The organism is Kribbella caucasensis (genome assembly GCF_004361855.1).
GTDB lineage: Bacteria > Actinomycetota > Actinomycetes > Propionibacteriales > Kribbellaceae > Kribbella > Kribbella caucasensis.
Genome location: NZ_SNWQ01000014.1, coordinates 60553 through 86602 on the forward strand (window position 1 = coordinate 60553; position 26050 = coordinate 86602).

Sequence of the window (26050 nt, forward strand, 5' to 3'; positions counted from 1 at the left end):
GTTCAGCGCCCCGTCAGGGCCACCGGCTGGTACGTCGGATTCAGTCCGGCGTACACAGCCCCGTTGTAGGAATTCAGCAGCGCCACCGGGTCGGCGAACGGGCTCCCGCTCGTCGTCGCGGCGTGGTCCGCCGAGAAGCTCGCTACCGGCGGCTGCAACGCGGGCGGCTGCTCTCCACGCGCCGGGTCGCCCAGGACGAACGCCGTACCGAGCAGTGAGGCGACAGCGGCAGCAGACCCGGCCGCACCCAGCACGCCCGTACGCCGCCGCGACCGTGTGGCCCGTACGCCCGGGCGGGTGGCACCGCTTCGTCCGGCCGGAAACGCGGACCGCTGTGGGCTCAGCGACACCACCGGGGTGAGCACCGGGCGGACCTCCTCGCGCGGCTCCACGGAGAACGCGGAGACGCCGAGCAGGCGCTGCATCAAGTCATCGGACGGCTCCGGAGCAGCCAGCGCCGCCATCCGGGCCTTCAGCCGGCGCTGGGCCTCCACCTCGGCGCGGCAGTCGTCACAACCGACCAGGTGGCTCAGCACCTTGTCCCGCGAGTCGTGGTCCAGCTCGCCGTCGACGGCGGCGCTCAGCTTGTCGAGCGGGTGCTGCAGTGTCACCGGGCGTCACCTCCGGCGAGGAAGGCGCCGTCGGCAGGCGGACCGCTGATCCGGGAATGACCGGATCGCGGAGCGCGGTGCTCCAGGTGCTTGCGCAGCATCGAGCGGCCGCGGTGGATCCGGCTGCGCACGGTGCCGAGCTTGACGTCCAGCACCTCGGCGATCTCGTCGTACGTCATGCCCTCGATGTCGCACAGCACCACGGCCGCGCGGAAGTCCTCCGGCAGCGCGTCCAGCGCGTGCTGCACGTCGTGGTCGAACTGGTCCTGCTCGAGCTTCTCGGCCGGGCCCTCGCCCTTGGCCGGCAGCCGGTCGTGCGCGTCCTCGGGCAGCCCGTCGAAGCGGATCCGCTGCTTACGCCGCGCGCCGTCCAGGAACAGGTTGGTGGTGATCCGGTACAGCCAGCCCTCGAACGTGCCCGGTGTGTAACTGGACAGCGAGCGGAACACCCGGACGAAGACCTCCTGGGTCAGGTCCTCGGCGTCGTGCTTGTTCCCGGTCAGCCGGTACGCGAGCCGGTACACCCGGGCCGAGTGGGTCCGGACGATCTCGTCCCAGGACGGCAGCACCTCAGACTCGGCCTGACTCTCCGGCTGGATGAGTTGCGGCGGCTGATGGGGAGCCAGGGCAGGCGCCACGGAGGTGTCGACCGGCTTCACGGCAACGCCTCCCTGGGTCCTCTCGGCAACGAGCGTGACCACCATGGTGCCGTGTTCACCGTCCTCTGCGCACGTCGGGGACACCCGGGTTAGACCCTGAGATGCCGGTACGACGATCCAACGTGGCGTGTGGACGGGAAGTTCCCGGTGGTCTCTCTCCTCCCAGTAGACGCCTCGGAGACGCCTGCTGGTTGGCGGTGTGGCCTATTTCTCCTCGATCACCGCGATCGGGTCGCCGTCGCGGACGACCTCGCCCTCGGACACCTTCAGCTCGGTGATGGTCCCGGCCACCTCGGCGAGCACCGGGATCTCCATCTTCATCGACTCCAGGATGACGAGGGTGTCCTCCGGGCCCACCGTGTCCCCGGCCTTGGCGGTGACCTTCTGGACGTTCGCCACCAGCTCTGCCACCACGATGTGACTCACGCGCACTCCTCTGTTCCCGGATCCTCGGGCCCGATCCTAGGCCCCCGGGCCGGCATGACGGGCCCGGTACGCTACTACGCCACCCTCGCCGGCCTGACCCGAATCCCGGAGCCCACCCATGCACCCTGAACACACCGAACTGCATGCGTGGGCGCGCGGCTGGGCGATCTCCCGCGCCACGCCGACACCAGTGGAGGTTCCCGGCGGTTACCGGATCGACGTCGGCCTCCCCGGACACCAGGTTCGCTACGTGCTCGCCGCCTTCGACCAGGCGCTGGTGGACAGCCTTCATCACCCCGGCACCTGGCTGAAGATCTGCGCCGAGACGGTTCGGCTGGATCCCCGCTGGCACGTCGAGCCAACCGAGTACCTGATGAGCGCTCCGCTGTCCGGCGGCGTGGTCGCCGTCGCACCGGAGTACCGGCTCGAGGTGGTCGACCAGGCCGCAACCACCGAAGTACGGATCATGGCTGGGGCCGAACTGGCGGCGCGTGGGAAGGCGGCGTTGACCGGTGAGTTCGCGGTGATCGACCAGGTCGAGACAGACCCCGATCACCGCCGTCGAGGGCTCGGCAAATCGGTGATGAGTGCGTTGTCCGAAGCGACCACCCGGCGCGGCGCGACCACGGGCGTACTGGTCGCCACCGAAGACGGCCGGGCGCTGTACAGCAGGCTCGGGTGGACTCTGGTGTCGCCGGTGACCGCCGCGTGGCTAGTCGAGGATTACTGAGCGGGTGAGGCTTCGGGGCTGGTCGGGATTGAGGCCGAGGGACAGGGCCTTGGCGACCGCTACCCGTTGGGCGACCACCAGGGCGGCCATCGGGTCGAGGTCGGGGTGGTGGACGACGGTGGCGCCGGTGGCGGTGACGTCCTCGAGCAGGCCGGCCGGCGGCTCGCCGAAGATCCAGACGCCGCGGCCGGGCTGGGCGATCGCGATCGGGCCGTGCCGGTAGTCCATCGCCGGGTACGCCTCGGTCCAGGCCGCCGCCGCCTCGCGCTGCTTCAGGCCGGCCTCGTGCGCCAGGCCCACGGTCCACCGCGTCCCGACGTACGTGACCTGCTCCAGCTTCGCCAGCTCGTCCACGTCGATCGTCAGCGCGGTCTCAGCATCAGCAGCGGCCTGCGACAGGTCCTGCCCCAGCGACGCCCGGAGCAAGGCCAGCGTCGTGGTCGCGAACCGCGTCTGTACGACGGACTGCTCGTCGGCGAAGTCCAGCAGGATCGTCTGATCGGCCAGCTCGAAGATCGGCGAACCGACCGTCGCGGTGATGGCCACGGTCGGCACGGAGGTCTGCCGGATCAGGTCGAGCACCTCGGTGGTCGTCCCGGATCGGCTGATCACCACGATCACGTCGTACTGTCGCCCGAGCGGGAATTCGGACCCGGCGAACGCATCCGTCTCGCCCAGGCCGAGGTCCTCGCGCAGAGCGGCGTACGCCATCGCCATGAACCAGGAAGTGCCACAGCCCACGGCGGCGACCCGTTGACCGGGCTTGGGCAATGCGCCACCGTACTGCGCGAAACCGGTCGAGACCTGCCGCCAAAGGTCCGGCTGAGTGGCGATCTCGGTGCTCACGAACGGGGTGTCGGTCATGTCTTCTCCGGAGATGTAATGGTCGAAACTGCTCGAACGTGATCGAATGGTGCCAACCGGCAGCCGCCCGGCTGACCGATTGTGTGAAGGAGGAGCCCCGGGTGAAGCGTTATGAACGGCTGAACACCTTGCTCGAGTCGCTCGCGGAAAAGGGCGCCATCGACGTCGACGAGCTCGCCGAGCAGTTGCATGTGTCCGCGGCGACGATCCGGCGCGATCTGGACCACCTCGGCAAACAGCAGCTCCTCACCCGGACCCGGGGCGGCGCGGTCGCGAACGCGGTCTCGTACGACCTTCCTCTGCGCTACAAGACTGCGCGTTTCGCCTCGGAAAAGCAGCGGATCGCGCAGGCCGCGGCCACTCTGGTCCGTCGCGGCATGGTGATCGGGATGAACGGCGGCACCACGATCTCCGAGGTCGCGCGCACCCTGGCGACCCGGCCGGAGCTGTCCGCCGAGCACGGTGAACCCGCCTTCACCCTGGTCACCAACGCACTGAACATCGCCAACGAGCTGATCGTCCGGCCGCACGTGAAGATGGTGCTCACCGGCGGCGTGGCGCGCCCGCAGTCGTACGAGATGATCGGGCCGCTGTCGCACCGGATCCTGGCCGACCTGTCCCTCGACATCGCCTTCCTCGGCGTCGACGGGATCGACGAGACCGGCGCCACCGCCCACCACGAGGGCGAGGCGAACATCAACCAGCTGATCGTCAGCCGCGCGTCCAAGGTGGTCGTGGTGGCCGACTCGTCCAAGCTCGGGCAGCGCGCGTTCGCCCGGATCTGCGAGCTGAGCGAGATCGACACCCTCGTCACCGACGCCCAGGCCGACGAGTCCCAGCTCGGCATCTTCAAGGAAGCCGGCATCGACGTGATCCGCGCCTGATCGCGGGGCTGTTCCCGCGCTCGCCCTCCCGCCGTACCGCATCCCGCACCTCCTTGCGCCAGCCGATCCTTGCCTCAACATAGCGATCATATCTGACTCAAGATAGCGAGTTATGAGCAAGAGTGCGCAGTCCCAGCGCGGGAGGCACGGAATCCGGACCTCGGGACGCTAGGCTTCGAACAGATGAGTACCGCAGCGGCAGGAAAATGGGAGGGCATCATCGCCACCGGCATCGATCCCGCGTCCTGGGCCTACGCCGAGGACTACACCGGTGAGGACGACGTCGTCTCCGGTGCGCGGTCGAGCGCCGAGGACAGCGGGGTGTCACCGATCGGCCCCGGCGCGGCCACGGCCCTGAGCTTGCTCACGGCAGCCGTCGGCGCGAAGGCTGTCGTCGAGATCGGCACCGGGACCGGTGTCTCCGGCCTGGCCCTGCTCCGCGGCATGCGCTCGGACGGCACCCTGACCACGGTCGACATCGACGCCGAGAACCAGCGCCTGGCCCGCAAGACCTTCCTCGACGCCGGCGTCCCATCACGGAGTTTCCGCCTGATCGCCGGTTCCGCCCTCGACGTCGTCACCCGCCTCACCGACGGCCACTACGACCTGGTCTTCTGCGACGCCGACAAGCGCGAGTACACGGCGTACCTGCACGAGGCCCTCCGCCTGCTCCGCCCCGGCGGCGTGGTCGCGTTCAACAATGCCCTCGGCGGCGGCCGCGTCGCCGACCCCGCCCACCGCGACCCCGACACCACCGCGATCCGCGACCTGGTCCGCGCCATCCGCGACAACGACGACCTCGTCTCCGCCCTCCTCCCCTGCAGCGACGGCCTCCTAGCCGCCGTAAAACGCCCCACCTCCTGACCACTCCACGCAGCCGCAGCAGCGCGAAGAGTGAGGTTGGGATCGCGGAAACTACCTAAAGAAACCAACAATCATACTAATCTGGCCCTGGATTAGTATGATTGTTGCTTCTTTTGGGAGGTTTGAGCATGCGGTCCTTCGCGGATCTCGATCGATTGATCGGCCAGGTTCCAGCCTCTGTGGTCATCCGCCTTCGGGACATCGACACCGGTCGCGGCAGCGAGGGCCTCTACCGCCATCAACTCCCTGCCCTCCTCACTGAGTTGGCCGGCCGCGCACGGGTGCAGAGCATCACCGCTTCATCCGCCATCGAGGGCGTTGTCGTTCCGGACATCAGACGGGCCCAGCAGATCATCGACGGCAGTGCCGGAAAGCTGCGCGATCGCAGCGAGCAGGAGTTGGCCGGGTACAGGAAGGCACTCGACTACCTCTTCCAAGAGCACTGGCGCCCGCTGAACATCGGGCTGATCCTCCACCTGCACCGCCTGCTCTGGTCCGAGACCACGCTCAAAGGCGGCGACCTGAAGATCGATGACAACATCGTGGTGGATCGCTCACCGGACAGCACCGTCACGGTGCGGTTCGTGCCGGTCCCAGCGGCCAAGACGGAGAGCTACTTGGTCGACCTCCTCGACCGGTACGAGGCGGCACAGCAAGCCGGCGCACACCATCCGATCCTGCTGGTCGGGCTGGCCGTCCTCGATCTCCTGGTCATCCACCCCTTCGCCGACGGCAACGGGCGGGTCGCACGGGCGCTGACGAACGCACTCCTGCTCGACGCCGGCTACGAGGTGTGCCGCTGGGTGTCGCTGGAGCAGTCGATCGCCGATACCGCGGACGAGTACTACGAGACGTTGCTCCGCTCAACCCACGACTGGCACCAAGACGAGGCCGACCCGTGGCCGTGGCTCGGCTATTTCGTCGGCATCCTGGCGTCGGCATACGAAACCTTCGCCCGCAAGGCGGCCGCCGATCGCTCCGGAACCACGAAGCAGGAGCGGGTCCGGACTTATGTCCTCAGGCACGCGGCACCGGTGTTCCAGCTGTCCGAAGTCCGGGCGGCGCTGCCCGGCGTCAGCGATCAGACCATTCGGCTTGTTCTGGATCAGCTGAAGAATGAGCAACGGCTGATGCCAGAAGGAACAGGAAGAGCCGCGCGGTGGCGGCGGATTCCCTTACCGCGTGTGTAGGTCTCAGCCGGTGAAGCGGGTCAGGTCGGCGGTGAGCTGGTGCCAGGCTGGGGTCAGGGGGTCGATCAGCTCGTAGTGGCCTACGCCGTCCAGGCGGGTCAGGCGGGCTGTGGGGTGGGCGGTCACGAAGGATTCCGAGACCGAGAGCGGGACCCGCTGGTCGTTGGTGCCGTGGATGATGGCGACCGGGGCGATCGGGGCCGGCAGGTGGACCGGGTCCAGGTCGTTGCGGATGCCGTCGCCGATGAAGTCCCGTACGGCGCCTTCGTCGAGCCCCAGTTGATCCGCTAGGAGGAGGTCCGCCACGGGGGCGAGCGCGACCACTCCGCGGAGGCGCACGGGGTTGAAAGTCGCCGCGGCCCAGAGAGCCAGGTGTCCACCGGCGGAGTGGCCGACCAGGACGTAGCCGGCGTGCACGTCGACGAGGTCGGGTAGCCGGTCGAGCGCAGTACGGATGTCGCCGGCGGTCACGTCGGGGTTGCCCGGTTCGCGCCGGTACTCCAGCGACACCACCGGCCAGCCCTCGTCGGCGAGCGCCTCACCGAGTGGACGGGCGTGCGTCCGGTCGTACTCCGGTCGCCAGAATCCGCCGTGGACGTAGATCACCAGCGGCCGGTATTCCTTCGCGTGCCAGACGTCGATCACCTGGTCCGCGTGCTCGCCGTACCGGATCTCCTCGTCGGGGTCCCGCGCCTCGCGGGTCAGGACAGAGCGGTCCTCACTCATGCTGAGACCTCCCTAGGAAGCGCACCGCGTTCGTGGACAGCAACTTGTGTCGTTGTCCATCGGACAGGAAGTCGGCCTTGCGCACCACCTCTCCGGCCGGTCGTTCACCCAGCGGATACGGGTAATCACTGCCCACCACCAGGTGGTCTTCTCCCACAGTATCGACCAGCAGCCGTAACGCCGAGGGCTCGAAAACCACCGTGTCCACGAAGAATCTGCCCAGATAGTGGCTCGGGGCATGTAAAGACCGCCCCCGTACGACGTCGCCGCGGCGCCGCCAGGCGTTGTCCGACCGGCCGAGCCAGAAGGCGAAACTCCCACCACCGTGGGCGAAACAGATCCGCAGCGACTCGGGCAACCGGTCGAACGCCCCGCCGAGGATCATTGCCAGCAGCGACAGATGGGTCTCGGCCGGCATCCCGGTGAGCCAGCGGGCCATCCATCGATCCAGCCGCGGACCGCCCGGCATGTCCCACGGATGAACCAGTACCGGCGCCCCGACCTCGGCGCAGTGATTGAGGAAGGCAACGATCCCGTCATCGTCAAGGTCCCGGTCGCCGACGTGGTTGCCGATCTCCACGCCGACGTGCCCGGCGGCCAGGCAACGGTCCAGCTCGGCACACGCGGCGTCCGGATCCTGCAGCGGCACCTGGCAGAACGGGACGAGCCGCGGGTCGTCGGCCAAGGTCGTGAGCATCAGATCGTTGAAGATCCGCGCCACCTTGATCGCCTGATCGGCCGGCCGGTCGTAGGCGAAGAACACCGGCGTCGGCGACACCACCTGCAGATCGATGCCGTCGGCATCCATATCCGCCCGCCTGGTCCCCGGATCCCACGCCTGTACGCCGATCGGCCGCCACTCGGTCTCCCCCACCATGATCATGGCGGCCCGCTCCGAGTCGACCCGCAACCACGGCCAGCCCGTCCCACCGCAGGCGGCGGCGAGATCCGGCCATCCCTTGGGTACCAGGTGGGTGTGGACGTCGACGGCCGGATCAGTTGCCGAGGGCATCAGCCCTTACCTGGGTGGATGGTGCCGCACTTGGGGCAGGTACGGGCGTCCTCGCTTTCGTAGAAGGCGTTGAAGACCGGCGGCAGATCGGCGACGATGTCGGTCACCTGGAGTTCCACCTCGTGCACGATCGCGTCGCAGTTGGCGCAGTACCAGCGGAACTTCTCCAGCGTGCCCTGCTCCCGGACCCGTTCGATCACCAGGCCGATCGAGTCGGCGTCGCGCTGCGGCGAGTGCGGCATGTTCCGCGGCAGCACCCACATCTCGCCCTCGTTGATGTCCACCCGGCCCGGCCCGTCGTCGGTCATCACGTTCAGGTGCATCGATCCACGCACCTGGTAGAAGAACTCCTCGTACGGATCGACGTGGAAGTCCGTCCGCTGGTTCGGCCCGCCGACCACCATGGTGATGAAGTCGGCGCCGGTCGGGAACATCTGCTTGTTGCCGACCGGCGGCTTCAGCAGATGCTTGTTCTCCTCGATCCACTGCGGGAAGTTCGTCGACTCCAGATTGACCATCACACTCACCTCTCCTGTCCGGTGCGCGGGATCGCCGCGACGGCTTGTATCTCGATCAGCAGCTGGGGATGCGGCAGCTGATGTACTGCGACAGTCGTCCGGGCCGGCCCGGACTCGTCGAAAAACTCGCCATAAACCTCGTTGTACCCACCGAAGTCGTTCATCGACACCAGGTACGCCGTCACGCTGACCAGATCCTCGAGCCCGGCCCCCACCGCGCCCAGGATGTCCCGGATGTTCTCCAGCACGGCCCGAGTCTGCTCACGAATGTCCAGCGACACAGTCCCGAACTCGTCAACCGCCGCCCCCGCGATCGTGTTGTCGGCCCGCCGACTGGACGTCCCCGACACGAACGCAAACCCACCCACAACCTTCACATGCGGAAACCGCCCCCTCGGCACCGCCTTCCCAGGCACGACTTTCGAGCTCATGTCAGGTCCACGCAGATGTTGGTGAGGTCGGAGTAGAAGGCCAGGGAGTGGGTGCCGCCTTCTCGGCCCAGGCCGGACAGTTTCATGCCGCCGAAGGGCGTGCGGAGGTCGCGGAGGAACCAGGTGTTGATCCAGACCAGGCCGACGTCGAGGGCGGCGCCGGCGCGGTGGGCGCGGGCGACGTCGCGGGTCCAGACGGTGGCGGCCAGGCCGTAGCGGCTGTTGTTGGCCAGGGCGAACGCCTCCTCCTCGGTGTCGAACGGGGCGAGGTGGCAGATCGGGCCGAAGATCTCCTCGGTGTTCGTCCGTGCGTCAGCAGGGAGCCCGGTCACGACGGTTGGTTGCACGTAGCAACCGCCGTCGCGGGTGTCGCCGAAGGACGGGATCCCGCCGCCGGTCAGCACGGTTGCCCCTTCGGCCCGCGCGAGGTCGTAGTACGAGAGGACCTTGTCGCGGTGCTGCCGGGAGATGAGCGGCATGTTGAAGGTGGACTCGTCGGACGGCCAGCCGAACGGGAGTTCCGACGCACGCGCCGCCAGCCGGGCGGTGAACTCGTCGTACACCGATCGCTCGACGTACAGGCGTTCGGTGCACAGGCAGACCTGGCCACCGTTGGTGAAGACCGAGCGGACGGATCCCTCGACGGCGGCGTCCAGGTCGGCGTCGGCGAAGATCAAGCCGGCGTTCTTGCCGCCGAGTTCGAAGGAGACGGCCTTGACCCCGTCGGCGGCGGCTTTGGCGATCGCGGAGCCGGTGGTGGTCTCGCCGGTGAAGGTGATCGCGTCGACGCCCGGATGCCGGGTCAGGAACTCCCCCGCCGACGACGGGCCGAACCCGTGCACGAGGTTGAAGACCCCAGCCGGTACGCCGACCGCGGCCATCACCTCGGCGAGAACAGTGGCCGAAGACGGCGTCTCCTCCGAGGGCTTCACGACGACCGCGTTCCCACAGGCAAGGGCCGGTGCGACCTTCCAGGTGAGGAGCAGGAGCGGCAGATTCCAGGGCACGATGATCGCGACCACGCCCGCGGGTTTCCGTACTGCGTAGTTGAGGGCGCGGCGGCCGTCGGGCAGGACGGTGGTATACGACTCGGTCGGCGTGGTGGTCGCGAAGTCGGCGAAGGCCCGGAAGTTGGCCGCGCCGCGCGGGATGTCGAGGGTGCGCGCCTGGCTGATCGACTTGCCGGTGTCGCCCACCTCGGCCGCGACCAGGTCGTCGAACCGCCGCTCGAGCTCGTCCGCGACGCGGCGGAGTACGGCGGCGCGCTCCTGCTCACTCATCCGCCCCCATGGACCCTTCAACGCCTCCCGGGCAGAGGCGACCGCGGCATCCACGACGCCGGAATCGGCTTCGCAAACGTCGAAGATCTTCTGTCCGGTGACCGGGCTCAGTTTGGCGAAGGTCGAGGTGCCTTCGACGAACACGCCGTCGACGAAGTTGCGGAGTACACCCGCTTCACTCGGCTCCCCGGTCAGCAGCTCCGGCCGCCACAGAGTCGCACTCATCGCCGCCTCCCGACCATCCCGGCCACCGCGGCCAGGCCAGCGAGACCAATTGTTGCCCCCAGCACCTGATGCTGCCGGCGGACGCGCCGCTGGACTTCGGCGTACGGGGTGGTGGAGAAGGAGACCAGTTCGTAGCGGGACACGTACTGCCCCGGGAAGGCTCGCTCGAGGGCGTGCTCGATGCGTTTGTTCAACCGGAACACCGGCGACGCCACCTTGTCGCGCATCTCGACGAAGTTGGCCAACGCCATCTCGGCGATCGCCTCGGTATTCACCCGCCGGCGTTTCTCGAACATCCGCAACGTCAAGGCCCACGAACCGCCCGCCTCGGACAGGCAGCGGTCCAGCTCGACCACGTCCTCGAACGCGCAGTTCGCGCCCTGCCCGTAGAACGGCACGATCGCGTGCGCCGCGTCCCCGATCAGCACGGTCCGCCCGTGCGCCTGCCACGGTGTCGTGTGCACCGTGCCGAGTACGCCGACCGGGTTGTGCAGGTAGTCGTCCACCAGGTCAGGGGCCAACGGCAACAAATCCGGGTAGTGCGTGCCGAAGTACCGCTCGATCTCGGCGGCCGAGGTCAACGCGTCGAAGGACCCGGCCGGCCAGAACAACGTGCAGGTGAACGACCGGTCCGGGTTCGGCAGCGCGATCATCATCGACGTCCCACGCGGCCAGATGTGCAAGGAACCCGGATCCAGCGCGAACTCCCCGTCCACCGCCGGGATCGCCAGCTCCTTGTACCCGTAGTCCAGGAAGTCGACGTCCTCGGTCACCAGCCCCTCGGCCACCAACTGCCCGCGCACCGCCGACCCGGCACCGTCAGCACCCAGTACGACGTCCGCCTGCGCGTGCACCGTCCCGGCCGGCGTCTCGAACCCCATCAACCCGGCCTGCGAATCGAGCTCCACCAGCCGGTGCTCGAACCTGACCTCCACGCCCGGCGCCTTCTCAGCCGCGTCCAGCAACGCGTTGTTGAGCGTGCCCCTGCTGATCGAGTTGATCGCCCGATCTTGGGTCGCGCTGTACGGCTGGAAGTCCAACGGCCCTTCGACCGGATGGATCATCCGCCCCTTCATCGGCAGCGCGTCGGCCATCACCTCGTCGACCAGGCCGATCCGCCGCAACGCGTCCAGCCCGCGTTCGGAGATCGCCAGGTTGATCGACCGGCCACGTTCGGCCTGCCCGGTCCGCGGATCCGGGCGCCGCTCGTACAGCGTCACCGGCAGCCCGCGGCGCGCGAGGAAGCAGGCGAGCAGACTCCCGGTCAGCCCGGCACCGACGATCGCGATAGTTTCGCTCATGCGTTCTCCGGTACAGCTTGAGCCAATGCTGCCGCGGCCCGCCAGCAGTCGTGGTACGTCGAGTAGAGCGGGACGGGCGCCAGCCGCAGTACGTCGGGCTCACGCGCATCCGCGATCACCCCGGACTCGAACCGCAACCGCTTCGCCAGCTCCCCAGCCGTTCGAGTCCCGCCGATGCGCAACGACAACTGCGCACCCCGGCGAGCCGGATCGGCCGGCGTGATCACCTGCAACGCGCGCGTGGCGGTGACGGATCCGAGCAACTTCTCCAGGTACGCCGTGAGCCGGATGCTGCGCTCCCGCAGAACGACCATGCCGACCCGATCGAACAGCTCCAGCGACGTCCGGACCGGGCCCATCGAGAAGATCGGCGGATTCGACACCTGCCACGCATCGGCCGACGCGGGCGGCCTCGACTCCGGCGTCATCTCGAACCGGGTGGCCGGCTCGGTGCTCCACCAACCCTCGAACCGCGGCAGCTCCGCCTTCACGTGCCGCTCGTGGACGAAGGCCCCCGCGAGCGCGCCCGGCCCTGAGTTCAGGTACTTGTACGAACACCAGGCCGCGAAGTCCACGTCCCAGTCGTGCAAGGACAACGGCACGTTCCCGGCCGCGTGCGCCAGGTCCCACCCGACCACGGCGCCGGCCGCGTGACCCGCCGCGGTGATCGCGGGGATGTCCATCAGCTCGCCGGTCAGGTAGTTCACGCCGCCCAGCAGAACCAGGGCCACGTCCGAACCAAGCCGGTCCACCACGTCCGCAGTACGGAGGCAGTCTTCACCTGGTCGCGGCCTCACCCGGACGACGGCGTCATCCGCGTCGAAGCCGTGGAAGCGGACGTGGGAGCGAACCGCGTAGCTGTCGGACGGGAAGGCCGAGTCCTCGATCACGATCCGGAACCGGTCGGCGGCCGGCCGGTAGAACGAGACCATCAGCAGGTGCAGGTTGACCGTCAGCGAGTTCATCACGACGGTCTCGACCGGCAGCGCACCGACGAGCCGGGCCGCCGGGCCGGTGAGCAGTTCGTGGTACGGCAGCCAGGGCCGGGGAGCGTCGAGATGGCCTTCCGCGCCGAGCTCGGCCCACGCGTCGAGGTCGGCCAGCAGTTCGGTCCGGGTCGCCTTCGGGCGCAGGCCGAGCGAGTTGCCGGCGAAGTAGGCGACCTCGGGGTAGGAGCCGCCCTGGGCCGGCGGGATGTCGAACAGCTCCCGGTGCCCGGGATCCGCAGCATCCCGGTCGAGCGCATCCGACTCCGGCATCAGGATCAACCGACGCTCTCCTCGTCGGCCGGCTCAGCGGCCTTGGCTGGTTCGATGACCTGTCCCTTGCCGAGCACGGTGACGCCGCCCTTGGACACGGTGAACCCCCGCTCGCGGTCCAGATCCGGGTCGACGCCGATCTGGACGCCGTCCGGGACCACCACGTTCTTGTCCAGGATCACGTTCTTCAGCACCGCGTTCGCGCCGATCTTGCAGTTGTCCATGATCACCGAGCGATCGATCGTCGCCCCCGCGCTGACGATCACGTTGGTCCCGAGGACCGAGTGCTCCACGGTCGCCCCGGACACGATCGAGCCCTGGCAGACGATCGACTCGCCGACGGTCGCGTTGTCGGTGAACTTCGCGCCCGGCAGTTGCGGGTGCGAGGTGAAGATCGGCCAGTCGGAGTTGTAGAGGTTGAACACCGGCTGGATCGAGACCAGGTCCATGTGCGCCTCGTGGTACGAGTCCAGCGACCCGACGTCGCGCCAGTACGACCGGTCCCGGTCGAGCGCACCCGGTACGTCGTTGTCCTTGAAGTCGTAGACCCCGGCCTTGCCCTCGGCAACCAGCATCGGGACGATGTCGCCGCCCATGTCGTGCCGGGAGGCCGGGTTCGCCGCGTCCCGGCGGAGCGCGTCGACCAGGACGTCGGCGCTGAACACGTAGTTGCCCATCGACGCGAACGTCTCGTCCGGCGAGTCCGGCAGCCCGGGCGGATCGGCCGGCTTCTCCAGGAAGTCCGCGATCGTGTGCCCGTCGTCGGCGGTCTTGATCACGCCGAACTCGGACGCCTCGACCCGCGGTACCCGGATCCCGGCGACGGTGACGCCGTTGCCCCGCTCGATGTGGGCGGCGACCATCTGGGAGGCGTCCATCCGGTAGACGTGGTCGGCGCCGAACACCACGATGATGTCGGGTTTGTGGTCGTTGATCAGGTTCATCGACTGGTAGATCGCGTCCGCGCTGCCCTGGTACCACTGCGGGCCGAGCCGCTGCTGGGCGGGCACGCAGGTGACGAAGTTGCCGAGGAAGGTCGACATTCGCCAGGTCATCGTCACGTGCCGGTCCAGCGAGTGCGACTTGTACTGCGTCAGCACGCACAGGTTGCGATACCCGGCGTTGACCAGGTTGGACAGCACGAAGTCGATCAGGCGATAACTCCCGCCGAACGGCACGGCCGGTTTGGCCCGGTCCGCCGTGAGCGGCATCAGCCGCTTCCCCTCGCCACCCGCCAGCACGATTCCGAGAACTCTGGGCGCCTTTGCCATGTCCGCACCTTAACCGTGGAAGCCCCATCGCATAAGACGGTCGGGGGTGTCGCAGACAAGTGTCCCGCGTCGGACGGCCTCTGAGTGATTGCGGTGACCAGGTGCGTGCATCGCAAGGCGGAGGGCCGTCCTCGATGCGGGTTCATCGTGGACGGCCCTCCAACGCGGCGAGGTGCGTGCCTGGGCGCCGCAAGCGCCAGAGGACGTCCGACGCGGGACACTAGCTTCATGCCAACCCTCGTCGTGCCGACCACTGCCGTTCACCGTTCCTTCCTGGAGGCGTGGGACGAGCTGGAGCCGCACGAGGAGCGCTGGATGGGGGCGTCGGGCCTGGGCAAGCCCGACCGGAGCCGGACGGAGGTCGAGGACCCGGAGGTGTTCGCGCAGCTGGTCGAGGAGATCCTGGCCGAGGCCGACGAGGACACCGAACTGCCGGCGGACCTGGTGCACCAGACCGTGTTGTGGTTCGTCGACGGCGACCAATGGCTGGGACGGCTGTCCATCCGGCACCGGCTCACCCCGCATCTGCTCGAACTCGGCGGCCACATCGGGTACGTCGTACGACCGTCCGCCCGGCGGAAGGGGTACGCGACCCAGATGCTGGTCCAGTCACTCCCGTACGCCGCCCGGCTGGGGATCGATCCCGCACTGGTCACCTGCGACACCGACAACGACCCGTCCCGCAAGGTGATCGAGTCGGCCGGCGGCGAACTCGAGGACGAGCGACACGGAAAGCTCCGTTTCTGGGTACCCACCCACGTCAGTTGATGTCATATGGTCGGCTCCATGAAGGTGGCGATCCTGACGCGTGAGTTTCCTCCGGACGTGTACGGCGGGGCCGGGGTGCACGTGGACTTCCTGGTCCGCGAGCTACGCCGGCTGGCCGAGGTGGATGTGCACTGCATGGGCGAACCGCGTCCGGGCGCGCACGCCCACTCCGAGGACGACGCGCGGATGCCGGCCGCGAACGCCGCGCTGCGCGTCCTCTCCACCGACCTCACCATGACGGCCGCGGTCAGCAGCAGCGAACTCGTCCACTCGCACACCTGGTACGCGAACATGGCCGGCCACTGGGCAAAGCTCCTGTACGGCGTACCGCACGTGGTGACGGCGCATTCGCTGGAGCCGCGGCGACCGTGGAAGGCGGAACAGCTCGGCGGTGGATACCGGCTGTCGAGCTGGGCCGAGCGGACGGCGTACGAGGCGGCTGATGCCGTGGTCGCGGTGAGTCGCGGGATGCGGGACGACGTGCTCGACTGCTACCCGTCGATCGACCCGGCCAAGGTGCACGTGATCTCGAACGGGATCGACGCCGACTTCTACCACCCGGACCCCAAGACGAACGTGCTGGAACGCCTCGGCGTGGACCTGACCAGGCCGTACGTCACCTTCGTCGGGCGGATCACCCGGCAGAAGGGCGTGCCGCACCTGCTCCGGGCCGGGCTCCAGCTCGACCCGTCGGTCCAGCTCGTGCTGCTCGCCGGCGCCGCCGACACACCCGAGCTGAAGACCGAGACGGACGGCCTGATCGACGAACTGAAGGCGGCCCGGGACGGCGTGTTCGTGGTCTCGGAGATGCTGCCGCGCGACGAGGTCCGGCAGGTCCTCACCCATGCGCTCGCGTTCTGCTGCCCGTCGGTGTACGAGCCGCTCGGCATCGTCAACCTGGAGGCGATGGCGTGCGAGACAGCCGTCGTCGCCAGCGCGGTCGGCGGGATCCCGGAGGTCGTCGACGACGGCGTGACCGGGACGCTGGTCCGGTACGACGAGACCGACATCCCCACCTTCGAACGCGACCTGGCCGCCGGCATCAACGAACTGGTCGCGGACCCAGCCAAGGCCGAAGCGATGGGCAAGGCCGGCCGCGCCCGAGCCGTCTCCGAATTCGGCTGGGACGCCGTCGCCGACCGGACCTTGGAGCTCTACCGCACCCTGCTGCCGTAGCCCCCGTACCTGCACCACTCACCAACCTCCGCTCCCTGCGCCCGTTCACGCTTGAGCGCGAGCTCGGCGGCGCGGATGCGGTGGGTTGATGAGTGGTGGAGATACAGCCTCAGGCCTTGCCGACTCCTGCGATCGGGGCGTCGCCGGTGAGCCAGGTGGTGAGGAGGCGGGCGCCCGCGCCGGTGGAGCCCAGGGAGTATTCGAACTCGTCCCGCGGGGACTCCGCGATGCTGGACAGGTCGAGGTGCGCCCACGGGACGTCACCGGCGAACGCCTTGAGGAACAGGGCGGCCGTGATCGATCCCGGCCCCTTCGAGCTGTTCACCGAGTCGGCGATCGGGGTCGAGATCAGGTCCACGTATTCGGCTGGCAACGGCATCCGCCAGAGCCGCTCACCCGACACCTGACCCGCGTCGGCCAGGTTGTCGGCCAACGCATCGTCGGTCGAGAACAGACCGCCGTACAACATCGCGCCGAGCGACACCTTGATCGCGCCGGTCAGGGTGGCGACGTCGACGATGACGTCGGGCTTCAACTCCTTCACCCCGTACGCGAGCCCGTCGGCCATCACCAGCCGCCCCTCGGCGTCGGTGTTCTTCACCTCGGTGGTGCGGCCGCCATAGTGCCGGATCACGTCGTCCGGACGGTACGCCGTACCCGACGGCATGTTCTCGGCGGCACAGATCAGGCCCGTGACCTTGACCTTCGTGCCCAGTTCGCGCAGCGCGGACAGGGTGGCGATGACCGAACCGCCGCCGGTCATGTCCCGCTTCATCGAGACCATGCCCTCGCGCGGCTTGAGCGACAGGCCCCCGGTGTCGTACGTGATGCCCTTGCCGACCAGGACGACGTACGGCGTGTCCTTGGTCGAGCCGTCGGGAACGTAGTCCAGCCGGATGAACCGGGGCGGCCGGGTCGAGCCCTGACCGACCGCGAGGATGCCGCCGAATCCGTCGGCGGCGAGCAACTTCTCGTCCCACACCGTCACGGTCAGCCCACCGGTGGCGGCGACCTCGGTGGCGCGCTCGGCGAGCCAGGACGGGTCCTTCTCGTTCGACGGGGTGGTAGCGAACTCGCGGGCCAGCCAACCGGTCCGGCCGATCACTACCCCGCGCTCGATCACGGCGGCCCGGTCGGAGCTGGACCCGTCGGTCAGGGTGATCCGCTCGACCACCGGCTTACCCGGGTCGACCGTCTTGCGGTGGAACGTGAACGAACCGAGTACGACGCCCTCGGCGAACGCCTGCAGCGCCGCGTCCTCGATGCCCTCGGCAACGACCGTGGTCAGCTCCGGCTTGCCGCGGCCGAATCGCGCGATCGCCGCCCCGGCGTGTCGCAGTGCCGCCGCCGACCCGTCACCGGCGCCGACCAGCAGCACCTCGGTCACCTCACCGCTCAGCAGCGGGTACGCCGCGGTCGCACCGGCGGTCGGGCTGAACCCGGTCGCGGTCTGCGCCGCCAGCAGCCGGTCCAGGTCGAGACCGAGCCGCTCACCCGCATCCTTCGCCGCCGCCGGCAGACCGGCCTCGCCGACCACGACCACCCAGCTGCTGGAACCGTGGACGGGGAGCCCGGGCTGCCAGTGCACGGCGGGCAGAGTCGGGAAGACGAACTTGGTGCTTCGGCGAGCCACTGGGGGACCTCACTGGGTTTGATCAAACTGTCGAATACGTCCGGGCAACCGTAACGACCCCGGCCGATGCCTGCGCAGGCACCCACCGGGGTCGTCCAATGTCAGAAGGTGCGCCGGCGCGGGGGCACCCCGCGAGGGCGCGTCAGCCCACTACGGCCTTGAGCGCGTTCCCCAGTTCGGTCGCCTCGTCGGCGTTCAGCTCGACGACGAGGCGCCCGCCGCCCTCGAGTGGAACCCGCATCACGATCCCGCGGCCCTCCTTGGTGACCTCGAGCGGACCATCGCCCGTCCGCGGCTTCATCGCCGCCATGCGCGCACCCCTTCCCTCATCGGTTTTGAGCGACGACACCGCGTGGGTGTGCCGTCGCCGGCGCCACGCGGTGATGCGCCGTCGGCGCGTATCGCAGTGTGTATCAGAACCTATTATCCCCGATCACAGGCCAGAGCCGTGCACCATACGGCAGACTCGGGCACGTGCACGCCCGTTCTGCCCTCTTCGACCTGTACGGCGACCACCTGCGCGCGCGAGGTGGGAGCGCCCCCGTGGCAGCCCTGGTCCGGCTGCTCGCACCGCTCGGCGTCCAGCCGCCCGCGGTGCGCACCGCCGTGTCCCGGATGGTCCGGCAGGGCTGGCTCGAACCGATCCGGATCGAGGGCCAGCCAGGGTACGCGCTGACTGCCCGGGCGCGTCGCAGGCTCGACGACGCCGCGGCCCGGATCTACCGCACGCCCGTCGCCGGTGACGGGCCGGGTGAGTGGGATCGGCACTGGCACCTGTGCATCCTCCGTGAGGTGCCGAACGCGCGCCGCCGCGAACAGCTGGCGAGCCAACTTTCCTTCCTGGGTTGGGCTCCGCTGTCCGACGGCGCCTGGGTCGGGCTGCGCAACGACACCGAGGTGGACCAGATCCTCGCCGCCGAGGACCAGACCGCGGACCGGTTCCGGGCGCCGGTCGACGACGGCGGGCTGGAGTTCGCCCGGCGGGTCTGGCGGCTCGACGACCTCGGCGCGTCGTACGACGCCTGGCTGATCGAGGCGAAGGCGCTGGCCGAGAGCGCCGGCGACGACGTGACCGACGAGCAGGCGTTCGCGGTCCGGTCGGCGCTGGTGCACGAGTGGCGTAAGTTCCTCTTCGTCGATCCGGGGCTCCCGGCCGAACTGTTGCCGGACGACTGGGCCGGGACCAGGGCGGCCGCGTTCTTCGACTTCCACGCGCAACGTCTGTCCCCCGCGGCCGGGCGTTTCGTGGACAACTGCCTGACCAATCACTGACTTTTTCTCACCGAGCGTTGGGAGCTGGCAACGATGAGTGACTCCGTCCGGTACGACGTGGCTGACGGCGTCGGCACGATCACGCTGAACCGGCCCGAGGCGATGAACGCCCTGGACACCCCGACGAAGGTGGCGCTGCGGGACACCGTTCTGGCCGCCGCGGAGGACGACGCCGTTCGGTGTGTCGTGCTGACCGGGACCGGCCGGGCGTTCTGCGTCGGACAGGACCTGAAGGAGCACATCGGGCTGCTCGAGGCGAACGACCTGGACGCGTTGTGGTCGACCGTCCCGGTCCACTTCGCGCCGATCGCGCTGGCGCTGTCCGAGATGCCGAAGCCGGTGATCGCCTCGCTGAACGGCGTGGCCGCGGGCGCGGGCGCGTCGATGGCGTTCGCGTGCGACTTCCGGGTGGTGGCGGACACGGCGGGGTTCAACCTGGCGTTCACCGGGATCGCGTTGTCGTGCGACACGGGGATCTCGTGGACGCTGCCGCGGCTGATCGGTCAGGCGAAAGCGACCGAGTTGCTGTACTTCCCGCGGACGATCCCCGCGGCCGAGGCGATGACGCTGGGCCTGGCGACCAGCGTCGTACCGGCTGGGGAACTCGCGTCGGCCACCGCTGAGCTGGCGGCCAAGCTCGCGAACGGGCCGACGGTGGCGTACGGGTCGGTGCGGCAGTCGCTGGCGTACTCGGCGTCGCACACGCTGGCGGAGGCGCTGCAGTTCGAGGCGGAGAAGATGCAGCTCACCGGCGGTACCGAGGACCACCGCAACGCGGTCGCCTCCTTCGTCGCCAAGGAGAAGCCGACCTTCCAGGGCAGGTAGATGCTGGTACGCCGGTCCGCCGCGTCGGCCGGCCGCGATCACGGGCGGATGTTGGTGGTGCGGTGGAAGATGTTGGCCGGGTCGTAGGCGCGTTTCAGGTCCCGGAGCCGCGCGAGCTTGGCCGGCGAGTACGCCCGGCGGAGGGCGGAGTCGTCCTGGTCGGCGAACGTGTTCACATAGGCGCCGCTGGCGTACGGCTCGAGACCCGCCGCGTACCGGCGGGCGGCGGCGATCCGGGGACCGTCCTCGGCCGGGTTGGTCCAGCCTGCGGCCGTGGTGAACTCGACCAGGGCGTCGCGATGGCTGAACGCCGAGTCCTCGTCGGGCTCGTCCGCGATCGCACCGCCGTTCAGCGTCATCCGCGCCCCCGGCCGGAACGGATCGTTGTCCCAGGCAAGGAATGCGTCGATGGCGGCATCCGGTAGCTCCCGCAGGTAGTGATCCTTGCAGTACCGGCGCATCGCATGCCCCTCGACGTCGTCGTCACCGGTCTGCAGATCCAGGTAGCTGAGTTCGCGGACCTGCTGGGCGACCGGCCGCCCGATCCGCGAGTACGACGCGAGTAGCCGGCGGCCCTCATCCGGATCGCCCACCCAGACGTACCCGATACTCGCCATCGGCCGGGCTAGCCTTGATTCCTTCCCCGCCCCACCACCTCGGTCGTCGTCCCGCCTGCCGACCCTGGCCACTGGTGTCGCCCGTCGGGGAGTGTCCGCGAAGAGGTCCCGCCAGCCGCGCAGCGCCGTACCGGCGTCGTCCAGCTCGTAGATCAGGTCCGCTACCAGCGCGCGAGTACCGACCGGGTGCAGCCGGAACTCGAACTCGGTGACGACGCCGAAGTTCCCGCCACCACCACGCAGACCCCAGAACAGGTCGGGGTGCTCGGTCTCGCTGACCCGCAGTACGTCGCCGTCGGCGGTGACCAGTTCGAAGGACGCGACGTTGTCGCAGCTCAGCCCGTGCAGGCGGGCCAGCCAGCCGATCCCGCCGCCGAGGGTGAGCCCACCGACGCCGGTATGCGACACGTTGCCAGCGGTCGTCGCCAGTCCGTACCGCTGTGCGGCGACGTCCAGCGCGCCGAGCAGGGCACCGCCGCCTACCCACGCACGGCGGCTGCCCGGGTCGACCCGTACAGCGCTCAACCCGGACAGGTCGATCAGCAGGCCGTCCTCCACGACCGGCAGTCCGAGGAAGCTGTGTCCGCCGCAGCGCACCCCGATCTCCAGTCCGGCCTCCCGCCCGTACCGCAGCGCCGCGACCACGTCCGCAGTACTGGCGCACTTTGCGATCAGGGCCGGCCGGCGGTCCACGACGGCGTTCCACACCGCCCGGCCCGCGTCGTACCCACTGTCATGCGGCCGCAACAGCACGCCGTCGAAGCCACGGATCATCACCTCGGTCATCTCAGCGCACTACCTTGAACCGCAGGTGCGTGCCCCTTACCCGCCAGCTCGCGGATCGCGGCGCGCCGGGCCCAGGCGACCAGCCCGGCCAGCAGCAGGAAGCCGAACGGCACCGCTGGCGACGCGCCGAGCACGAACACGGTTGTGACGACCGCGCCCACCATCACACCGGCCAGCCCGAGTGCGGCGAGACCGCTCAGCCGCGGTACCAGCACGCCGATCGCGCCCGCCACCTCGAGCGCGCCGACCAGGTACCGGAACCACTGGCCGATGCCGATCTCGGCGAACATCTCCACCATCACCGCACTGCCGGACAGCTTCATCAGCCCGGCTGACACGAACTCCGCCAGCAGCACCTGCACCACCCACAGTCCGACCGTCGCCGGCCGGACCTTGCGCATCGTGACTGTCGTATCGCTCATCACTGCCTCCTTCGTCGTTGGATACGACAACGGTCGCGGCGCGGGCGGGGTGCGGACATCCGTGCTGGCCACGGATCCACCACGGAACGGGTACGGATCGGACATGATGTTCGCGTGACTCAGGTCGAGGTGTCCGCGCGTGAGGCCGAGGTGCTGGCCGCGCTCGCGGACCATCGCTCCAACGCGCAGATCGCGGGCTTGCTGCACATCTCGGTGCGCACGGTGGAGAGCCACGTGTCGTCGCTGCTGCGCAAGTACGGCGCCGCGGATCGGCGTGAACTCGCGGACCTCGTCGTGTCCGGCCGCGAGCCGGGGTTGGTTGGTCCGGGGATGGCCGGGCCGGGGACGGCCGGGCCGGGACTGGTTGAGCCGGGGGTCGCTGGGCTGCCGGCCAGTCGGACCACGTTTGTCGGGCGGACTGCCGAGTCGACGGCGGCAGTGTCAGCGCTGGAGCAGGACCGGCTGGTGACGCTGCTCGGACCTGGTGGGATGGGCAAGACCCGGCTGGCCGCCGTCGTCGCGGGGGAACTGGCCGTGCCGGGGGCCTTCGTGGACCTGGTACCAATCCGGGACGGCCTGGTCACCTGGGCCGTGGCGGGCATGCTCGGGGTGACCGAGCGGCCGCCGCAGACGTTGGAGCAAGCCCTGGTCGAGCGGTTGCGGGCGGGCCGGTCGCTGCTGGTGCTGGACAACTGCGAGCACGTGATCGAGGAGGTCACCGCCCTGGTCGAACGACTCCTCGCCGCCTGCCCCGAGGCGACTGTGCTGGCGACCAGCCGGGAACGGCTCGGCGTACCGGGTGAGCAAACCGTCCTGCTGCCGCCGCTGGCAGCGGACTCCGACGCGGTCGAGCTCTTCACCGACCGGGCGCGGGCCGTCGATCCGTCCTTCGCCGCTGACCGCGACGACGTCGCCGAAGTCTGCACGCGGCTGGACGGGATGCCGCTGGCGATCGAACTCGCCGCGGCCCGGATCGGTTCCCTCGGCCTGGACGGGCTCCGGACCGCGCTCGACGACCGGCTCCGGCTGCTCGCCGGCGGGCGCGGCGCGGACCCGCGACACCGGTCCCTCGGCGCGGTGATCGGCTGGAGCCACGATCTGCTTGACGACCGGGAACAACTCCTGTTCAGGCGGCTCGCCGTATACGTCGGCGGCTTCGACCTGGACGCGGCCGGCGCGACCAGCCCCGACCTGCCCCGCGGCGAGATCGCGGACCTCCTCGGCCGCCTCACCGACAAGAGTCTGCTGGTACGCCGTGCCTCCCGCTGGCGCCTCTTGGAGACGATCCGCCAGTTCGCCCTGTCCCGCCTGACCGACGCCGAACTGGCAACCGCCCGCCACCACCACCTCCACTGGGCCGCCACCACAGCCGCCACCCTGGAAAACCACCTAGTGTCCCGTGTCGGAGATTGCTTGACAGTGGGCGGTGTCCAGGTGCGTGCATCGCAAGGCGGAGAAGCGGCCTCGATGCGGGGTTCATCGTGGCCGCTTCTCCAACGCCGCGAGGTGCGTGCCTGGGCGCCGCCCACGTCAAGGAATCTCCGACACGGGACACTAGACCCGTCCAACCGCCCCCCGCCCCACCACGAAACGGTCGACGGCTCCGGCTGGCGCTCGGCGTACGACGAGGTAGTCGACGATCTGCGCGTGGCGCTCGCCGGGACCGCTGCGGCGCCGAACTCGACCGCGCATCGGCTGGCGCGCTCGCTGGGCCACCTCACCTTTGCCCGGCGCGGGTTCGTCGAGTCCATCGGTCACTACCGGTCGGCGGCGGACCGGGCCGAGGACGGAGTGGCGGCGGCCCGGGATCTGCGGTCCGCCGCGGACGCAGCCCTCGCGATCGCCGACGGCCAGACCACGGTCGAACTCCTGCTCGACGCCGCCGACCGAGCGGTTGCCGACGGCAACGTCCGCGCGACGATGCTGGCGTCCGCCGTGATCGCGATCAACCGGTACCCAACCGGGCCACTGTTCGACTTCCCCGCAGACCACACCGCGCGCCTGCTGGCGGAGGCGGTGGCCAACGCCGTACCGACAGACCCACATCACGCCACCCCACCAACACGTCCGGCCATCCCCCCGTCAGAAGCGGCGGCCGACGCCGCACCGACGGAACTGCACCTGGCCGTCCCACCAGCGGGGGTCAAGGCCGTACCGGCGGATCCGCAGGTTGCCGCTCTGCTGGCTACTGCGAAGGCGTGGGAGCACGGCGACCGCCGGATCGGTGCTGATACGGCGCTGGCGCAGGAGGCTGTCGAGGCGGCCCGGGTGGCCGGCGACCCGGTCCTGATCGCGGGAGCCCTGGACGCCCTGGGCACCGCGGCCGGGAACGCCGGGCGGCTGCGCGAGGCCCGGTCCTACGCCCTGGAACGGATGCGGCTGGTGGAACCGCTGCCCCGGCACGAGCCGTACGCGGCATCCGAGATCATCGACGCCTACTGGGTCGCGTCCACCACCGCGATCTCGACCGGGGACCTGCCGGCGGCACTGTCGGTCGCGCGTGCCGGGCTCGTGGACGATCCGGTCGGGGACCACGCGTACATCTCGCTGCCCCGGCTGATCCGGGTCTACGCCCTGACCGGGCGGTTCGACGCGTGTCTGGAACAGGCCGACGCGCTGTGGAACCGCTGGCAGCGAGCCGGGTCGCCGCCCATGGAGTGGATGGCGTCCGCGGTGGCTACGGCAGCATTGGTACACGGGCTGCGGGACGACGGATCGTTCGCCGACTGGCAGGCCCGAGCGCGTGAGATGGCGCGAGCCGACGACCCGAACACCGCGTCGTCGCTCGCGGCATCCGCGGCGTTCGCCCAGGCCCGAGTCGCCATACACACCTGGCCCCGCAAGGCCGCCGCCCACACCGGGTCCGGGAACGATGCCGCAGCTACCGGCCCCGGGAATGATGGCGTGCGAGTGGCGTCGGGCGGGCACGACGATCGTGCTGCCGAGCTGGTCTCACAGGCCTTCGCGGACTTCCAGGAACTCTGGTGGGCGCCCTATGCCCGCGCGTCCGGGGCGGAACTCGCCGTGGTGGCCGGCCTGCCGGATGCCGCCGACCGGCTCGTGGCCGCCGCGCCGGCCGGTGCCGAGAACGACTGGGCCGCCGCCTGCCTGACCCGCGCGGCCGCCCGGCTCACCGGCGATCTGGGCGGGATGCGGTCAGCCGTGGCGGCCTTCGAACGCATTGACGCCCGGTTCGAACGGGCCTGCACGCTGCTGCTGACCCCGGACGGCCAGACCGAAGGCCGAGCCGAGCTCGAGGAACTCCGCGTACCGATTCGCGCCGACGACTCCGTCCGGTGATCAGCGGGCGATGCAGTCGGCCAGGTGGTCGTTGACGATCCCGCTGGCCTGCATCAGCGCGTACGCCGTCGTCGGCCCCACGAACACGAAGCCCTTCTTCTTCAGCGCCTTCGACATCGCCACCGACTCTGGAGTGGTCGCCGGTACGTCGGCCAACGTCTTCGGCGCCACCCGCTCCCCCGGCCGGAACGACCACAGCAGCTCGGTGAACTCCCCCGGCTCCATCGCCACCAACGCCCTCGCGTTGGCCATCGTCGCGTTGATCTTGGCCCGGTTCCGGACGATCCCCGCGTCCGCCATCAACCGGTCGAAGTCCGTTTCGTCGTACTCCGCGATGACCTCGGGATCGAACTCCGCGAACGCCTTCCGGAAGTTCTCCCGCTTGCGCAGAATCGTGATCCACGCCAGCCCGGACTGGAATCCCTCCAGCATCATCCGCTCGAACAGCCCGCGGTCGTCCCGGATCTCCTTGCCCCACTCGTTGTCGTGATACTCGACGTACTCCGGCGCGGAGGTCGCCCACCCGCACCGCGGCTGCCCGTCCGGCCCGCTCACCGTCATCGCGCGATCTCCTTCGCCAGCCGCCGCAGCGAGACCCGCATCAACACCTCGAACCCGGGCCGCACGACCCGCCACCCGATCCGCCCCAGCCACCCGAACGGCGGGATCACATCCTCGGACCAGGTGAACCTGCTCCCCGCCCCACTGGGCTCGACCGCGAACGTCCCAGTCCCGCGAACAACCTTGGCGAGGTGCTTCACCGTGCATTCGCGCGGCGGATCCCAGTGCGTGATGACCATGTCGTCAGTAAACCCAACGCCACCGACAGAAGTCCGCGCCGCGACTCCGCCACCCACCCCACGACCGCCGTACTCCGTCGCCCACACCCGCGTCGCCACCATCCACCGCGACTGCCGCTCCCAGTCCACCACCACGCCCCACGCGTCCTCCGGCCCCAACGGCAACACCACTGAAGCCTCCGCATGACACACCGGCACGT

At 69.5% G+C, this 26050-nt stretch carries 27 protein-coding genes; 9 read left to right on the forward strand and 18 right to left on the reverse strand.

Annotated features, from left to right (window positions below; translation table 11 throughout):
- Positions 1-2: 2 nt before the first annotated feature.
- From EV643_RS26535 to EV643_RS26545, 3 genes are all read right to left on the reverse strand, one after another.
- Positions 3-611 carry an anti-sigma factor family protein gene (locus tag EV643_RS26535; protein ID WP_133802869.1) on the reverse strand — a complete coding sequence of 203 codons (609 nt, stop codon included), beginning with the start codon at positions 609-611 and terminating at the stop codon, positions 3-5.
- Positions 608-1315 carry an RNA polymerase sigma factor SigE gene (sigE, locus tag EV643_RS26540; protein WP_133802870.1) on the reverse strand — a complete coding sequence of 236 codons (708 nt, stop codon included), beginning with the start codon at positions 1313-1315 and terminating at the stop codon, positions 608-610. The genes EV643_RS26535 and sigE overlap by 4 nt, the downstream gene beginning before the upstream one ends.
- Positions 1316-1474: 159 nt before the next feature.
- Complete coding sequence (locus EV643_RS26545) at positions 1475-1696, reverse strand: biotin/lipoyl-binding carrier protein (protein WP_202869771.1); 222 nt, start codon at positions 1694-1696, stop codon at positions 1475-1477.
- A 118-nt stretch (positions 1697-1814) separates the two neighbouring features.
- Between EV643_RS26545 and EV643_RS26550 the strand changes: the two genes are divergently transcribed.
- A complete protein-coding gene (locus tag EV643_RS26550) occupies positions 1815-2426 on the forward strand; it encodes a GNAT family N-acetyltransferase (RefSeq protein ID WP_133802872.1) in 612 nt (203 codons plus the stop codon).
- Here the strand turns inward: EV643_RS26550 and EV643_RS26555 are convergent.
- On the reverse strand, positions 2409-3290 hold the full coding sequence (locus tag EV643_RS26555; RefSeq protein WP_133802873.1) for an SIS domain-containing protein: 882 nt from the start codon (positions 3288-3290) through the stop codon (positions 2409-2411). The two genes, EV643_RS26550 and EV643_RS26555, sit on opposite strands and share 18 nt — an antisense overlap.
- Positions 3291-3391: 101 nt before the next feature.
- Here EV643_RS26555 and EV643_RS26560 point away from each other — a divergent pair, with 101 nt between their 5' ends.
- The 3 genes from EV643_RS26560 (at position 3392) to EV643_RS26570 (ending at position 6228) form a co-directional block, all read left to right on the forward strand.
- Entirely contained in the window at positions 3392-4174 is a 783-nt protein-coding gene (locus EV643_RS26560; RefSeq protein WP_133802874.1) for a DeoR/GlpR family DNA-binding transcription regulator, read from the forward strand.
- 183 nt (positions 4175-4357) lie between these two features.
- Complete coding sequence (locus EV643_RS26565) at positions 4358-5038, forward strand: O-methyltransferase (protein WP_133802875.1); 681 nt, start codon at positions 4358-4360, stop codon at positions 5036-5038.
- Between the two features lie 128 nt (positions 5039-5166).
- Positions 5167-6228 (forward strand): Fic family protein, encoded by a 1062-nt coding sequence (locus EV643_RS26570; RefSeq protein ID WP_133802876.1) that lies wholly within the window; start codon positions 5167-5169, stop codon positions 6226-6228.
- 3 nt (positions 6229-6231) lie between these two features.
- Here the strand turns inward: EV643_RS26570 and EV643_RS26575 are convergent, their stop codons facing one another.
- The 8 genes from EV643_RS26575 to glgC are packed head-to-tail and all read right to left on the reverse strand — an operon-like array spanning position 6232 to position 14251.
- Positions 6232-6954, reverse strand: coding sequence for an alpha/beta hydrolase family protein (locus tag EV643_RS26575; RefSeq protein ID WP_133802877.1), 723 nt, complete (start codon positions 6952-6954; stop codon positions 6232-6234).
- Positions 6947-7966, reverse strand: coding sequence for an amidohydrolase family protein (locus EV643_RS26580; RefSeq protein ID WP_133802878.1), 1020 nt, complete (start codon positions 7964-7966; stop codon positions 6947-6949). The genes EV643_RS26575 and EV643_RS26580 overlap by 8 nt, the downstream gene beginning before the upstream one ends.
- Entirely contained in the window at positions 7966-8484 is a 519-nt protein-coding gene (locus EV643_RS26585; RefSeq protein ID WP_133802879.1) for a 3-hydroxyanthranilate 3,4-dioxygenase, read from the reverse strand. The genes EV643_RS26580 and EV643_RS26585 overlap by 1 nt, the downstream gene beginning before the upstream one ends.
- Before the next feature lie 5 nt (positions 8485-8489).
- Positions 8490-8915 carry a RidA family protein gene (locus tag EV643_RS26590; RefSeq protein WP_133802880.1) on the reverse strand — a complete coding sequence of 142 codons (426 nt, stop codon included), beginning with the start codon at positions 8913-8915 and terminating at the stop codon, positions 8490-8492.
- Complete coding sequence (locus EV643_RS26595) at positions 8912-10420, reverse strand: 2-hydroxymuconic semialdehyde dehydrogenase (protein WP_133802881.1); 1509 nt, start codon at positions 10418-10420, stop codon at positions 8912-8914. The genes EV643_RS26590 and EV643_RS26595 overlap by 4 nt, the downstream gene beginning before the upstream one ends.
- The gene (locus EV643_RS26600) at positions 10417-11721 is read right to left on the reverse strand and encodes an FAD-dependent oxidoreductase (RefSeq protein WP_133802882.1); all 1305 of its coding nucleotides are present in this window, start codon (positions 11719-11721) and stop codon (positions 10417-10419) included. The genes EV643_RS26595 and EV643_RS26600 overlap by 4 nt, the downstream gene beginning before the upstream one ends.
- Positions 11718-12980 carry a kynureninase gene (gene kynU / locus EV643_RS26605; protein WP_238165838.1) on the reverse strand — a complete coding sequence of 421 codons (1263 nt, stop codon included), beginning with the start codon at positions 12978-12980 and terminating at the stop codon, positions 11718-11720. Before kynU ends, EV643_RS26600 begins: the two co-directional genes overlap by 4 nt.
- Before the next feature lie 5 nt (positions 12981-12985).
- Positions 12986-14251, reverse strand: coding sequence for a glucose-1-phosphate adenylyltransferase (gene glgC / locus EV643_RS26610; RefSeq protein WP_133802883.1), 1266 nt, complete (start codon positions 14249-14251; stop codon positions 12986-12988).
- A gap of 228 nt (positions 14252-14479) precedes the next feature.
- On the opposite strand from glgC, the gene EV643_RS26615 reads away from it, so the two are divergent.
- Positions 14480-15019: a GNAT family N-acetyltransferase gene (locus tag EV643_RS26615; RefSeq protein WP_133802884.1), complete on the forward strand. Its 540-nt coding sequence runs from the start codon at positions 14480-14482 to the stop codon at positions 15017-15019.
- An 18-nt stretch (positions 15020-15037) separates the two neighbouring features.
- Positions 15038-16195: a glycogen synthase gene (gene glgA, locus EV643_RS26620; RefSeq protein ID WP_133802885.1), complete on the forward strand. Its 1158-nt coding sequence runs from the start codon at positions 15038-15040 to the stop codon at positions 16193-16195.
- Positions 16196-16304: 109 nt separating this feature from the next.
- Here glgA and EV643_RS26625 read toward each other — a convergent pair whose 3' ends face one another.
- Positions 16305-17828 (reverse strand): leucyl aminopeptidase family protein, encoded by a 1524-nt coding sequence (locus EV643_RS26625; protein ID WP_133802886.1) that lies wholly within the window; start codon positions 17826-17828, stop codon positions 16305-16307.
- A gap of 142 nt (positions 17829-17970) precedes the next feature.
- Complete coding sequence (locus EV643_RS26630) at positions 17971-18138, reverse strand: DUF3117 domain-containing protein (protein ID WP_012923066.1); 168 nt, start codon at positions 18136-18138, stop codon at positions 17971-17973.
- A gap of 164 nt (positions 18139-18302) precedes the next feature.
- Between EV643_RS26630 and EV643_RS26635 the strand changes: the two genes are divergently transcribed.
- Together EV643_RS26635 and EV643_RS26640 are read left to right on the forward strand one after the other, a co-directional pair.
- Positions 18303-19100, forward strand: a complete 798-nt coding sequence (locus EV643_RS26635) for a PaaX family transcriptional regulator (RefSeq protein ID WP_133802887.1) — start codon at positions 18303-18305, stop codon at positions 19098-19100.
- 33 nt (positions 19101-19133) lie between these two features.
- Positions 19134-19925 (forward strand): enoyl-CoA hydratase/isomerase family protein, encoded by a 792-nt coding sequence (locus EV643_RS26640; protein ID WP_133802888.1) that lies wholly within the window; start codon positions 19134-19136, stop codon positions 19923-19925.
- 38 nt (positions 19926-19963) lie between these two features.
- Here the strand turns inward: EV643_RS26640 and EV643_RS26645 are convergent, their stop codons facing one another.
- Together EV643_RS26645 and EV643_RS26650 are read right to left on the reverse strand one after the other, a co-directional pair.
- Positions 19964-21328 (reverse strand): FAD-binding oxidoreductase, encoded by a 1365-nt coding sequence (locus tag EV643_RS26645; RefSeq protein ID WP_133802889.1) that lies wholly within the window; start codon positions 21326-21328, stop codon positions 19964-19966.
- Positions 21325-21750, reverse strand: a complete 426-nt coding sequence (locus tag EV643_RS26650) for a DoxX family protein (RefSeq protein ID WP_133802890.1) — start codon at positions 21748-21750, stop codon at positions 21325-21327. The genes EV643_RS26645 and EV643_RS26650 overlap by 4 nt, the downstream gene beginning before the upstream one ends.
- Before the next feature lie 114 nt (positions 21751-21864).
- Here EV643_RS26650 and EV643_RS26655 point away from each other — a divergent pair, with 114 nt between their 5' ends.
- A complete protein-coding gene (locus tag EV643_RS26655) occupies positions 21865-25050 on the forward strand; it encodes an ATP-binding protein (RefSeq protein ID WP_133802891.1) in 3186 nt (1061 codons plus the stop codon).
- On the opposite strand, the gene EV643_RS26660 is transcribed toward EV643_RS26655, so the two are convergent.
- Together EV643_RS26660 and EV643_RS26665 are read right to left on the reverse strand one after the other, a co-directional pair.
- Positions 25051-25611 (reverse strand): DNA-3-methyladenine glycosylase I, encoded by a 561-nt coding sequence (locus tag EV643_RS26660; RefSeq protein WP_133802892.1) that lies wholly within the window; start codon positions 25609-25611, stop codon positions 25051-25053. It lies immediately after the preceding gene.
- Positions 25608-26021 (reverse strand): SRPBCC family protein, encoded by a 414-nt coding sequence (locus tag EV643_RS26665; protein ID WP_202869772.1) that lies wholly within the window; start codon positions 26019-26021, stop codon positions 25608-25610. The genes EV643_RS26660 and EV643_RS26665 overlap by 4 nt, the downstream gene beginning before the upstream one ends.
- Between the last annotated feature and the right edge of the window lie 29 nt (positions 26022-26050).